This is a genomic window from Streptococcus sp. 9.1 (assembly GCF_016648815.1).
Taxonomy (GTDB): Bacteria; Bacillota; Bacilli; order Lactobacillales; family Streptococcaceae; genus Streptococcus; species Streptococcus salivarius_E.
The window spans coordinates 116,247-129,148 of sequence record NZ_JACLQS010000004.1; the positions used below are offsets into that span (position 1 = coordinate 116,247).

A 12,902-nucleotide genomic window follows, 5' to 3' on the forward strand; every position below is an offset into this window, starting at 1 on the left:
GAGGCAGGTCAGGTTCCTAGCCTCTTTATCTATCACTAATTAAACATTTATCTGAGGAGATATCTATGTCACAAACAATCTACGACACAACTCCTATGCGCCAGGTCTTCAAAGAAGGTACATGGGATGTCAAATTATCCTTTCTGGTAATGGGATTGGCAAACTTGGTCAACAAACAGTTCACCAAGGGCTTGCTCTTCCTCCTTTCTGAGATTGCCTTCTTAGTAGCCTTCGTTATCCAAATCATCCCTGCACTTAAAGGTATGATTACCTTAGGGACTCAAGAACAAGGTGAGGCCGTTAAAGAAGTTAATGGGGTTAAGCTTACTGTTCAGGTCGCTGGAGATAACTCTATGCTCTTGTTGATTTTTGGACTTGCTTCACTAATCTTCTGTGCAGTCTTCGCTTATATTTACTGGTGTAACCTTAAGAGTGCTCGTCATCTCATGGCTCTCAAACAATCTGGACGTAAAGTTCCTAACTTTGTCGAAGACTTCAAGACCTTGGCCGATGGTCGTTTCCACATGGGACTTATGACTATACCATTGATTGGAGTTTTGCTCTTCACAATCTTGCCTTTGATCTACATGATCTGTTTGGCCTTTACTAACTTTGACCACAATCACCCAGCACCTAAATCACTCTTTGACTGGGTTGGTTTCTCAAGTTTTGGTGAGGTTTTACAAGGTCGTATGGCTGGTACTTTCTTCCCACTTTTGACATGGACCTTGATTTGGGCAGTTGCTGCAACAGCAACAACTTTCTTCTTCGGTATTGTCCTTGCTCTCCTGCTCAACACTAAAGGACTTAAATTCAAGAAAGTTTGGCGTACACTCTTTGTTATCACTATCGCCGTCCCTCAGTTCGTATCCCTTCTTTTGATGCGTAACTTCCTTAACGACCATGGGCCTTTGAATGGTTTGCTTCAAACCTTGCATCTCACTAATGGACCAATTCCATTCTTGACTGACCCTCTCTGGGCTAAGTTCTCTATTATCTTTGTTAATATGTGGATTGGTATTCCATTCACAATGTTGGTCGCAACTGGTATCATCATGAACTTGCCAACTGAGCAGATTGAAGCTGCTGAAATTGATGGAGCAAGCAAATTCCAAATCTTCAAGAGCATCACTTTCCCACAAATTCTCTTGATCATGGCACCATCGTTGATTCAACAATTCATCGGTAATATCAATAACTTCAACGTTATCTACTTCCTTACTGGTGGTGGACCTACTAACTCTGAATACTATCAAGCGGGTTCAACTGACCTCTTGGTAACTTGGCTCTACAAACTGACTGTTAGCGCCAAAGACTACAACTTGGCATCTGTTATCGGTATCTTGATTTTCGCCATCTCTGCAACATTCAGTCTCTTGGCCTACACAAGATCATCTTCATTCAAGGAAGGGGCTGCTAAATAATGAAACGTAAGAAAAATCTTTACCTAACTGGTACTTATATTCTATTGACAGTTCTAGCTGTTATCTGGTTGATTCCTATTATTTGGATCTTCCTTACAAGTTTCCGTGGTGAAGGAGCTAATGCGGTGCCTTACTTCTTCCCTAAGACTTACACTTTTAATAACTACATCAAACTGTTTACCAGCGATGCTTACCCATTTGGAAAATGGTTCATCAATACCTTCATCGTTGCCACATGTACATGTATCCTCTCAACTTTGATTACCGTAGGTATGGCCTACTCACTTAGCCGTATTAAATTCAAACACAGAAATGGCTTCTTGAAATTGGCACTTGTACTTAACATGTTCCCTGGATTCATGTCAATGATTGCGGTCTACTACATTTTGAAGGCCCTCAATTTGACACAAACCTTGACCTCTTTAGTCTTGGTATATTCTGCTGGAGCAGCACTTGGTTTCTACATTGCGAAAGGTTTCTTTGATACCATTCCTTACTCATTGGATGAATCAGCAATGATTGATGGGGCAACTCGTCTTCAAATCTTTACCAAGATTACCTTGCCACTTTCTAAACCAATCATCGTCTACACTGCCCTCATGGCCTTCATGGGACCTTGGGTAGACTTCATCTTTGCATCTGTTATCCTTGGTGACGTTAAAGATAAATATACCGTTGCCCTTGGACTCTACCAAATGCTTAACCAAGACGCTATCAATGAATGGTTCCTTCCATTTACCTCAGGTGCTATTATCATCGCCATCCCAATCACCCTTCTCTTTATCTTCATGCAGAAATACTATGTTGAAGGTGTAACCGGCGGATCAGTTAAATAATAAAGGATAAATGATATGACAACTCTTAAACTGGATAAAATTTACAAAAAATACCCAAATGCAACTCACTACTCTGTTGAAGATTTTAGTATCGACATCAAAGACAAGGAATTCATCGTTTTCGTAGGTCCTTCAGGATGTGGTAAATCAACAACTCTCCGTATGGTTGCTGGTCTTGAAGAAATCACTGAAGGTAAACTCTATATTGATGGTGAAGTGGTTAATGACAAATCACCAAAAGACCGTGACATTGCCATGGTATTCCAAAACTACGCACTTTACCCACACATGACTGTTTATGAAAATATGGCCTTTGGTCTTAAACTTCGTAAATATAAAAAAGACGATATCGACAAACGTGTGCGTGAAGCTGCTGCTAGCCTTGGATTGACTGAGTTCTTAGATCGTAAGCCGGCAGACCTTTCTGGTGGTCAACGTCAGCGTGTAGCTATGGGACGTGCCATCGTTCGTGATGCTAAAGTCTTCCTCATGGATGAACCTCTCTCAAACTTGGATGCTAAGCTTCGTGTGACCATGCGTGCTGAAATTGCTAAAATTACTCGTAATATTGGCGCAACAACCATCTATGTTACCCACGACCAAACAGAAGCCATGACTCTTGCTGACCGTATCGTTATCATGAGTTCTACTAAAAACCCTGATGGTTCTGGTACTATCGGTCGTATCGAACAAATTGGTACCCCTCAAGAACTTTATAATGAGCCAGCTAATAAATTTGTTGCTGGATTCATCGGAAGTCCTGCTATGAACTTCTTCAATGTTAAGGTTGATGGTAACCGTATCACTAACTCTGAAGGTTTGGATATTGCAATCTCTGAGGGTCAAGCTAAAATCTTGAAAGAAACAGGTTACCAAGGCAAGGAAGTTATCTTTGGTATCCGTCCTGAGGATGTTTCAAGCCGTCCAATTGTTCAAGAAGTTTATCCAGATGCCAATGTAGATGCTGAAGTCGTCGTTTCAGAGCTTCTTGGTGCAGAAACAATGCTTTACCTAAAACTTGGAGAAACTGAGTTTGCTGCCCGTGTTGATGCGCGTGACTTCCATAATCCAGGTGAAAAAGTTAACCTTACTTTCAACGTTGCTAAAGGTCACTTCTTCGACGCTGAAACAGAAAAACGTATCAGTTTGTAAGATAAAAAAATCAGCCCTCTTGAGCTGATTTTTTGTTTGGCATGATTAACCTACATTCTAACTAATACTTCCTATCACTCACTAAACATATCTCTTTCAATCTATGATATAATATCCTTTGGCACCTCGACACCGCCTACGAAGGGAGGTGAGTTTGCCTATGATGGATTTACTATTCAAAACTATCATCGGACCTATTGTGGTCGGTGTTATCCTTCGTCTGATCGACAAGTGGTTAAACAAGGATAGATAGTGCTAAAAAAGACCCCGAGCTTATGTGGAAGTTAGCTTGGGGTCTTTTCTTGCCTATGATATAGACTTACTATTCAATACAAGTGTATTATGTCATAAAAGCTTAGAATTGTCAAGAAACTTGAAGATAACCTTTAGATAGAGATCTTAGTCTTTAGTCTTGTCTTCTTCGTCTTTTTTATCATCAGTCTTATTTACCGCTGCTTTAAATTCTGCTAACATTTTACCGATAGATTGTCCAAGTTCTGGCAAGCGTTTAGGACCAAAGATGAGGAGGGCTCCTAGGACGATAATGATAAGTCCTGGAGCTCCGATATCACGTAGAATTCCCATGAAATCTCCTTTCTATTTATCTTTATATTTTCTTTGTTTACGTTTATAAATGAGCTTACTAAGAGCTACGCTAACTTCATAGAGTAAGATTAAGGGAGCAGTCATGGCCAAGTCACTAATAAAGTCGGCTGGTGTCAGAACGACTGCCAATACCAAGAGAATGAAGTAAGCATAGCGTCTATAGTGTGTCAGAAATACTGGTGTCAATATACCTATAGAGGTTAGGAAACTAACAACTACGGGAAGTTCAAAGAGAACAGCCAAAGGCACTGTCGTATGCAGTAAAAAACTAAGGTAGTTTTGTGCTGTAATTTGTGTATCAAAGAGTCCTTCACCTAGCTTTAAAAGCACTTCTAAGATAGCTGGACTCACAAAATAATAACCAAAGGCCAAACCCAATACAAAACAGACAAAAGTTGCTGGAATATAGGCAAAGATGGCACGCGCTTCATTATCCCTCAAACCAGGTTTTACAAACTGCCAAATCTGGTAAGTGGTAAAGGGCAAAGTGACCGTAAAAGCCATGAGACTGGCTAAGCTAATGTAAATCCAGAGAATATCGTTAGGACCAAGAACCAATAAGGGCTTATCAAATCCTCTAGTCAGATAAGCATAGAGCTCCCCAGCAAACAATAGGGTGACACAGAAAACTAGGAAAAAGCATAACACTACTGCAATAAAACGTCTCCGAAATTCCACCAGATGCTCAACAATGGTCATCTCGTCCTTACTTCTTGCCATGCTGTTTCACCGTTACAAAGGCAATAATAACAATAAAGATAAGTTGTGGAATTAGGACTTCCCAGCTTGGATAGATACCAGCCCAATCAATTGTTGGGAAACCACTAATCAAATGATTGGACATCATATTAGTCAACTGAAGGGCATGAATGCTGACACCGAGCATCTTGAAGGCCAAGGCATAAATCAACCAAGTCAAAATAAAGAAGATACGATGCGGTTTAATATAGTGACTAGCTTTAGTCATAGCCACAGCAATAATAACAAGAACTGCAATGGCTAAAGCAATACCAATCAAGAAATTAGCTGTCGTGATACGTGGGATAATACCAACATAGAAAAGGATGGTCTCGGCACCTTCACGGAAAACAGCCAAGAAACTGAGGGCAAACATGGATACAAAACTTCCAGTAGCCGTCACCGTCTTCATCTGGCGATCCATAAAGTCATTCCACTGTTTGACTGAAGACTTGCTGTGGAGCCAGATTCCAATCAGAATCATCATCGCAACTGCAAAGATACCAACGCCACCTTCAATAATTTCACGGTTAGCCCCTGAGGTCACAGCTGGAAAGACAACTTGTAAGATAACAGCTATAAGTGCGCTGGCAAGAACACCAGCAATGGCTCCACCATAAACCCATTTGAGACCCTTACGCATCTTGGCTGCCTTAAGAGTTGTCACAAGGGCCATAACAATGAGGAGGGCTTCGATCCCTTCACGCAAGAGAATCAACATGGCATCAAAGGCATTATAAGAAGCACTGGTATCGATAGCTGATAGGTCTGTAATCAAGGCTTGCAGTTTGTCCTGATAAGCTTTTTCTTTCCCCTTAACCATGATAACCGGTGTTTCACTCTCCACGCGCGTATAGAGGCTTGGGTTAGTCGTGCTCACGTCACCTTCAATGGTTGGCCAGATAGTGATGAACTTCTTCATAGTTGCCGCAGCCGTTTTTTCATCACCTGATTGGAATTGACCGAGAGCTTTTTCCAAGAGCTTAATACCATCTTTTAGGGTTAAACTTGAGCTTGTGCTATCAAGAGGGACGCCCTTGATAAAGTCATCAATCCCACCCTTGAGATCATCATAGGATGACTGGATGCTGGTGAAATCTGTAGGCTCCGTCTCAATGCTGCTGCGCAAAAGTGAAATGGCCGTCTCAATCTTGCCGTAGTAGGCAGTACTATGGTCACGGACAACAGCTTCATTTCGCGTCCAAGCATTATTCAATTCGCCGTAAGTTTTGCGGGTCGCAGTTAGGTCTTTAGCCGTAATGGCATCCTGTAAGTTCTTGAAATAAGGATTGAGACGGGTCTCAAGTTTTTCCTTTTCGGCATCCAAGTCAACAGGATTTTGCTCTTTCTCAAATTTAAGAAGGGCTGACGAGATAGAGGTTAGGTCCTCTTCTGTCACGTCACCTTTAATATCAAGAGCCTTGCTGACTTTTTTACCAGCCTTGGAATCGTGATTTTCCTTTGTTTCGAAATCAGTCTTAATCTCACCGACTAATTCCTTAGCTTTTGCTTGATCCTTGCTTTGAACAGCTGTTGTTGCATCTGTGATTTTGATATAGAGATCACTATAGGATTCAGCAGCAACTGGATAGGTCCAAAATAGAGCTAGAAGTCCAATCAAAACGAGGAGTTTATTCAAAGAGTGCTTGACCAAGGTAGCCTCCTTTCTCCACGCCAGCAAAGCAAGCAAATAGCCCACTTCCGATATGGGTGATATACTCATTCATCTTGTCTACAGCACCAAGATTAGTCTGTATTTTGACAAAACGGTCTGGGTCCTTCTGGTAGGCAATGAAAATCAAGCCTGCATCAAACTGGCCAGTTCTCTCATCAATGCCATCAGAATAAGAATAGGAACGACGTAAGATAGGAAGATCTACTTCTTTAGCCAAACGGACATGCGAATCGACTGGTAGTTTTGACAGATCTACTTCGTCAAACTCATCTTTCTTACCAAAGGGAGCACCTGATTCCTTATAGCGGCCAAAGGTGTTTTCCTGCTCCTGCAAATTGGTACGATCCCAAGTCTCCAAGTGCATCTGTACTAGACGAAGAGCCATATAAGAACCACCCTTCATCCAATCTTTACTATCAGTCCAGACAACCTTGTCGAATTCCTTTTCCGTCGTAACATTGGCAGTACCGTCCTTGAAACCAAAGAGATTTCGAGGCGTCTCCTTACGGTCTCCGATAGCTGCAAAACCAGATTTGCTCCACTTCATGGTGATTTTATTACGACCTTTGCGGATCAGATTTCGAACAGCATGAAAGGCTACCTGTTCATCATCCGCACAGGCTTGAATAACGATATCTCCACCCGTATACTTGTCCTGCAACTGCTCCTTTGGAAATGGAGGCAAATCACGGAAGAGCTTAGGACGTTTAGATTCCAAACCAAGTTTTTTAAGAAAATCAGCCGAGACACCAAAAGTCAAGCTCAAGCGATAGGGGTTGAGTCCCACTGTTTCACCTGTATCTGTTGGAGGTAAGAGGGCATTTGAACCATCTTTTTTGACAAGCTCTCCATCGACCAATTTACTACTATAGTCTGTCCAGTCTTTAAAAAGCTGAATCACTTCTTTTTTATCAGTTGTGTGAAGATCTAGCACCACCAAGTAGCAAGCCTTCTGCATGGGAGTCGTAATCCCAGCCTGGTGCTTACCATAGAAGCTAATATCCTCATCCCCATCAAGGGCTTTTTTTGTTGAACTATCCTGATTAGCGAAAAAAGCAGATGCACCAGAAAGACCAAGCGCTAGCCCAGCCCCTCCAATACCTGCTTTTTTAAGAAATTCACGACGGTCCATTTTTTGATCTAAAAATTTTTCGTCAGTCATTTTTCTTATTTCCCATCTAGGATAACACCCATTTGTGATAATGGTTCACCAAGTTTAGTTACAGCTTCGGCCAATTCCTTAGTATCTGCCTCACTCAAATCTGTATAAGACTTATAGTTTTTCTCATCAATCATGTGTTTGTCCAAAAGACCATTGACATTCTTGAATTCTGTTTCCAAAGTCTTAACAAGCTTAGCATCTTTCTTTTGAATCAATGGCTTGAAGAGTTCAAAGATTTTTTCTGCCCCTTCAATATTGGCACGGAAGTCGTAAAGATCGGTGTGTGAGAAGACTTCTTCTTCACCTGTAATCTTTTGAGTAGCAACTTCATTAAGAAGGTCTACTGCTCCAGTCAACATGATATCTGGAGTGACTTTAACAGTTGCAATTTTAGCCTTGAGTTCCTTGATATCGTTGACCAATTGATCTGCATAGGCAGCTGTACCATCAGTCGTGTTGTCTTGCCACATGATACGCTCAATACGGTGGAAACCTGACCAGCCATCTTCTGATTTATTTTCGTCCATGTAATCAACCAAACGGTAGTCGATTTTCACGTCAGACTCACCAAAGCTTTCAGCAATTGGTTCTGAACGTTCGTAAGCCATACGAACCAATGGGTATTGTTTCTTGGCTTCTTCAAGATTTCCTGACTTGAGGGTTTCACTGAATCCTTCAGTATCTTTCAAAAGCTGATCGATTTCGCCTTCAACGAAAGTCTTGTAATCACTTGTGGCCTGCTTCAATTGTTTTTGCTCACTGGCTGTGAGTTTTGAGCTAGTTGAGCTAGAATTACTTGAATTACCAGATTTGGCACAAGCCGTCAATAAAAGTCCTGATGCCAAAAGAACAACACCAAGTTTGCTAAGTTTTTTCATGAATGTCTCCTATTTTCAAGATAGTGTTCGACATTTGTCGTTATATATGTGAATCGTCGTTTTATCATTAATAAAAAACGAACGATGATAAGTCAATAATGATCTCTCGTATGTAAGAGAACAATATCTAAACTAACAGAAGAAACCAGCACTGTCAACGGTTTTAGGCTATTTAAGAACTATTCTAAAGAGCAGATAAGAATGATTCTAAATAAAAGAAAAACAACAGGAAATAACCTGTTGCTACTTATTATTTTGTACGACGTTTTCGAAGGAATCCTAGACTAAGAATACTTAGCAGACCTGCTACAAAGAGTCCACGATTTGTCTTTTCACCAGTGGATGGCAGTTGTTTATCAGTCTGATGACTAGCTTCAGTCTTAGCCTGACCATTATCACGATTAACAAGTTCAGCATCTCCAACAAGGTCCTCTTTACCTGAAGCCTTGACATTTGTTTTAGTTGCCTCAGTATTTTTACCACCAAATGACCCGGTCTTTTCAGAAGGCTGATCTACTGCCTCAGTTGGTGTTTTAGCATTAGTCAAACGAATAATAGTCGCTGTTAGTGGATCCAAGGTCAAGATGTGATTGTTGATTGCAACACCTGATAACTCACTAATTCCGGATAAATTGACTTGACTGCCATCTGCCAAAACCAGATAGGATAGGCTATTTGTAATCTTGCTCAAATCAAACTGACGAGCCTTGCTATCAGCATTGACATAGACAAGGTAACGGTCTCCATTCGAAGCAATAGTTTGGTATCCCAATACCAAATCTTCTTGAGCGACATTGTCCTGACCAGGAACTGTCAATAGCGTTAGACGTGCATCTACATCTGCTTTTGATTTGAAATTGAAGGCATCTGTCGACTTACGTAAGGCGATCAACCCTTTGGTAAAGGCGCGAGTTTTCGTATTTTCTGGGAATGCCTGACTATCAGTTGCTTTAGTCCAATCAAAATGATTGACGGCATCACTAGAATCATAAGAATCATGGATAAAGTAAGGATAGTCAAATGGATTGCCCTTTTCATCCACTAAGAGATGTGACTTATTCGGCACCTTGTCCTCAGACACAGGATAACGGTAGGCAGGATCACGGAACTGTTTGGTGCGGCCGTATTCCTGACCAGAGTGAATAAATGGTGTTCCCTGAGCAGTCAATACCATGAGGTTTCCTAGACGCAAGCGACGATGAATTTCAGCATTATTCTCAGGCTTGCTTGGATCCTTCTTGATTGATTGGGCAATAATATCAAAAAGGGTCAAATTATCGTGAGCAGCAATATATTGAATCACATCACCTGGAGAATCAGCTTCGAAGTTAGTTGGTTGTGCCTTGATATTGTCAAAGACCTTATTAATATCACGTTTGCCACCTGTGATAAAGGCAGGTGTCCCCTCGTTTGGATAACCTGATTTGAGGGTGTTTCGAATATCGTCTGAAAATACAGCTACGGTATCTGTGTCTTTCATCCAAGACTGATCGGCAGGCTGAACAGGGCTATTTTCATCGCCAGTATAAGTCACCCAGCCCTCACCAAGCATAATGAGGTTTGGATTAAGGGCACGTGCAGCATGATAAGCTTGCTCGATACTTTCAGCATCATGGTCACCCATCATATCAAAACGGAAACCATCCACCTTGTATTCCTTAGTAAGATAAGCAATGGAATCCACCAAGACACGACGACTCATATAGTGAGTCGTGCCTAGACGCCCCCCTCCAAAACTCGAACGAGGAGTGCCATCAGCATCCATAAAGTGATAATAATTTGGCTCAAGGTCTTCAAAAATAGCTGTCTTAGCTGTATGATTATAGACCACATCCAAGATAACGCCCATACCGTGGGCATGAATAGCAGCAACTAAATTCTTGAATTCTTCGATACGTTTAGCTGGTTCACTTGGGTTTTCAGAATACATACCCGTCAAAGAGAAATAGTTTTGTGGATCATAGCCCCAGTTGTAGTTACTATCACTTGATGCATAGGCATCCAAACGCTTCCCATTTTGCATTTCATTGACAAAATAGTAGCTTAATACTGGTAAAAGCTGAATATGGGTAACACCGAGATCTTTAAGATAATCCAAACGCTCTGCAAAGGCTGCGAAAGTCCCAAACTGGTGTTTCAATTCAGCTGAGATAGCCTTATCAGAGGTGAAATCTCGGACATGAGCCTCATAAATGATGGCATCTTCTCGAGATTTAAAGTTTGGAATCTTAGCGTAGTCAAGATCTTTTGGTCCATAATTAGCAGGATCTACAAAGGCAGCCTTGGCAATCTTGTGTTCAGGTCCCTTGCTGGTATCGTCACTATTCCAAGCAGCCAAAGACTTAGCATAAGGATCCAAAACGATTACAGACTGATCACCACGTTTAATGCGATATTGATAGAAATAACCTGTTAAGTTTTCCAAACCAAGATCAGTCGCAAGCAAGTCAGCTTGCCAAGTCCCTCGAAGTCCTTTGCTTAGAGCATGTTCAGCAAGAACCATGTCTTGATTATTCTTATCATAGACAATGATATCTACTTGATCTGCACTTGGTGACCAAAGTGTCACATGTGCCTTAGTACCATTCTCTTGAAGACGGGCACCCAATTCACCATCGTAACTGTAGAGCGCATCCTTCAATTGCCAACTCTCAGACGTTTTAAAACTATCATTGCCCAAAGTGACCTTGTAAGGCAGATTTTCCGCAGCAAAATCACCTGTTAATGTAGCTTTTTTGAGTTTAGTATCCAAGTTAAGCTGTTTAAGAGTTGCACTGTTACCATCCTTATCCGTCACCTTAAGGTCTTTAAGAATATCCTCAGATGAGACCTCGTCTAAGTTGGTGAAGCTAAGTTCGATTTTGCTTGGACTAAGCTGCTGAGCCCCAGTCAAACGCACATCCTTGACAAAGTAAGGGTTGGTGTAGACTGTCGGATCAGTATCTCGTACGAAAAGCTGACGAGATTTTTTCAAGTCACTAAATTTATAATCATTTGGTTGAATTTTCACATCATCTCCAGTTTTGCTCTCATCTAAGAGTAAAAATCCTATCGATTTTGCCGCTTGTGTTAGTGGAATATCTAAGTAGGCACCATACTTACCATTCGGTTGGAAATTGACACCATCAGGCCAATTGCTTGGAGCATCCTTAACGTCACCCCAATACCAGACAGACTTATTGCTATAGTCAGCATCCGTACGGAAATAATTGATACGAACGTGGTCTTGAGGGATAGGTTGATAGCTGTAAACTTGGAAATCCTTGTCAATCCAGGCCTCATTCATTTGAGGGCTAAGAATTTCGACTGCTTTATCCCCTGAAAGGTTCGTTCCAGCAGCATTATTAATCAAGAAGCTAAGTTTTTTAGGTGTTGAAGACAATTTCACATCTAAATAGACACCATAATCATCCTGTTTAGCTTCAGCAAATGAGGTAGCCCCTGTCGGCCAGGCACCTTTCTGAGATGATGGTGTCTCAACATCATCCCAAGTCCAAAGACCAAGAGACGACTTGTCTTGACTTGGCAACTCTTGGAAATGCAAGCGAATAGTCCCCTCAGCAATAGGATCCTCAGACGCATTCGTAAGAGCTTGACTATTATTAGTACTTACTGTTTTTGGCGTGTTTTCGCTAGTTTCAGTTAGCTTGGTAGTCTCAGTAGGGCTAGTATTTTCTTCTGGAAGAGAAACTGGCTCATTTACCTTGGAAACTGAATTATTCTCAGCTGTTACAGGAGCTGCTGGCGTTTCAGTTACTAGTCCACTGGTAGTAAGACTAGAATCAGCTGGTTCTACCTGTGTGCTTGATTCGGTCGTTGATACTGCTTCATCTGCCTTGACGACTTGAACAGCAGAAAAGCTCAAAAAAATAGCTCCAATGGTTACAGAAGCCAAACCTAACTTGTACTTGCGAAGGCTATAACGAAGGATTTTTCCATCATTAGCTTGAGTATTTCTTTTCATAGAAACTCCTTTTGTTAACGTTTTCATGTTTTTTAATATACCATTTAGCTTTCATTTATGCAAGCGTTTTCTCTATTTAAAAATTAAAAAAGAGATAACCATAAGATTCTCTCAATCTATTAATTATAAATAGAATAGTAACGCTTAATCCCTGCCACAATTGCGTTAGCTAAAGTCTCCTGATAAGCAGAGGTATTCAATCGAGCTGCTTCTTGAGGATTTGACAAGAAACCTAGTTCAAGAAGGACTGCTGGCGCTGTCGTTTCACGCAAGACCGCAAAGGTTTGACGTTTCACGCCTTGATTCTGAGCACCAGTCGCATTAATCAAGCTAGACTGGATGGCATTGGCCAAGGTATCACTCATGCTCAAACGAGTCGGATTAGCATGATAGGTCGCATTAATACGTGATGGATATTCTGCATAAGGTTGGTAATAATAAGTCTCAATACCCTGTGCTGCAGAACT

General features: G+C 41.3%; 11 protein-coding genes. 4 read left to right on the forward strand and 7 right to left on the reverse strand.

The window, feature by feature from the left end; genetic code table 11:
• Window positions 1-65: 65 nt before the first annotated feature.
• From H7T93_RS04875 to H7T93_RS04890, 4 genes are all read left to right on the forward strand, one after another.
• Entirely contained in the window at window positions 66-1,424 is a 1,359-nt protein-coding gene (locus H7T93_RS04875; RefSeq protein ID WP_037599811.1) for a carbohydrate ABC transporter permease, read from the forward strand.
• On the forward strand, window positions 1,424-2,260 hold the full coding sequence (locus tag H7T93_RS04880; protein ID WP_021144180.1) for a sugar ABC transporter permease: 837 nt from the start codon (window positions 1,424-1,426) through the stop codon (window positions 2,258-2,260). Before H7T93_RS04875 ends, H7T93_RS04880 begins: the two co-directional genes overlap by 1 nt.
• Before the next feature lie 15 nt (window positions 2,261-2,275).
• Complete coding sequence (locus H7T93_RS04885; RefSeq protein ID WP_002884983.1) at window positions 2,276-3,412, forward strand: ABC transporter ATP-binding protein; 1,137 nt, start codon at window positions 2,276-2,278, stop codon at window positions 3,410-3,412.
• A gap of 160 nt (window positions 3,413-3,572) precedes the next feature.
• Window positions 3,573-3,665: a type I toxin-antitoxin system Fst family toxin gene (locus H7T93_RS04890; RefSeq protein ID WP_004182539.1), complete on the forward strand. Its 93-nt coding sequence runs from the start codon at window positions 3,573-3,575 to the stop codon at window positions 3,663-3,665.
• Window positions 3,666-3,811: 146 nt separating this feature from the next.
• Here the strand turns inward: H7T93_RS04890 and H7T93_RS04895 are convergent, their stop codons facing one another.
• The 7 genes from H7T93_RS04895 to H7T93_RS04925 form a co-directional block, all read right to left on the reverse strand.
• Window positions 3,812-3,997 carry a twin-arginine translocase TatA/TatE family subunit gene (locus H7T93_RS04895; RefSeq protein WP_021144181.1) on the reverse strand — a complete coding sequence of 62 codons (186 nt, stop codon included), beginning with the start codon at window positions 3,995-3,997 and terminating at the stop codon, window positions 3,812-3,814.
• A gap of 12 nt (window positions 3,998-4,009) precedes the next feature.
• Window positions 4,010-4,738, reverse strand: a complete 729-nt coding sequence (tatC, locus tag H7T93_RS04900; protein WP_021144182.1) for a twin-arginine translocase subunit TatC — start codon at window positions 4,736-4,738, stop codon at window positions 4,010-4,012.
• Window positions 4,725-6,410: an FTR1 family iron permease gene (locus H7T93_RS04905; RefSeq protein WP_048790308.1), complete on the reverse strand. Its 1,686-nt coding sequence runs from the start codon at window positions 6,408-6,410 to the stop codon at window positions 4,725-4,727. Before H7T93_RS04905 ends, tatC begins: the two co-directional genes overlap by 14 nt.
• On the reverse strand, window positions 6,388-7,593 hold the full coding sequence (efeB, locus tag H7T93_RS04910; protein WP_021144185.1) for an iron uptake transporter deferrochelatase/peroxidase subunit: 1,206 nt from the start codon (window positions 7,591-7,593) through the stop codon (window positions 6,388-6,390). The genes H7T93_RS04905 and efeB overlap by 23 nt, the downstream gene beginning before the upstream one ends.
• Window positions 7,594-7,598: 5 nt before the next feature.
• Window positions 7,599-8,471, reverse strand: coding sequence for an iron uptake system protein EfeO (efeO, locus tag H7T93_RS04915; protein ID WP_201041641.1), 873 nt, complete (start codon window positions 8,469-8,471; stop codon window positions 7,599-7,601).
• A 250-nt stretch (window positions 8,472-8,721) separates the two neighbouring features.
• Entirely contained in the window at window positions 8,722-12,435 is a 3,714-nt protein-coding gene (locus H7T93_RS04920) for a pullulanase (protein ID WP_201041642.1), read from the reverse strand.
• 119 nt (window positions 12,436-12,554) lie between these two features.
• Window positions 12,555-12,902 (reverse strand): N-acetylmuramoyl-L-alanine amidase family protein (locus H7T93_RS04925; RefSeq protein ID WP_201041643.1); only part of this gene is annotated, 348 nt, incomplete at its 5' end.

Coding starts and splice junctions, on each gene's coding strand:
- H7T93_RS04875 (WP_037599811.1), top strand. CDS start 66: ATGTCACAAACAATCTACGACACAACTCCTATGCGCCAGGTCTTCAAA.
- H7T93_RS04890 (WP_004182539.1), top strand. CDS start 3,573: ATGATGGATTTACTATTCAAAACTATCATCGGACCTATTGTGGTCGGT.
- H7T93_RS04895 (WP_021144181.1), bottom strand. CDS start 3,997: ATGGGAATTCTACGTGATATCGGAGCTCCAGGACTTATCATTATCGTC.
- H7T93_RS04920 (WP_201041642.1), bottom strand. CDS start 12,435: ATGAAAAGAAATACTCAAGCTAATGATGGAAAAATCCTTCGTTATAGC.
- efeB (WP_021144185.1), bottom strand. CDS start 7,593: ATGACTGACGAAAAATTTTTAGATCAAAAAATGGACCGTCGTGAATTT.
- H7T93_RS04880 (WP_021144180.1), top strand. CDS start 1,424: ATGAAACGTAAGAAAAATCTTTACCTAACTGGTACTTATATTCTATTG.
- efeO (WP_201041641.1), bottom strand. CDS start 8,471: ATGAAAAAACTTAGCAAACTTGGTGTTGTTCTTTTGGCATCAGGACTT.
- H7T93_RS04885 (WP_002884983.1), top strand. CDS start 2,276: ATGACAACTCTTAAACTGGATAAAATTTACAAAAAATACCCAAATGCA.
- tatC (WP_021144182.1), bottom strand. CDS start 4,738: ATGGCAAGAAGTAAGGACGAGATGACCATTGTTGAGCATCTGGTGGAA.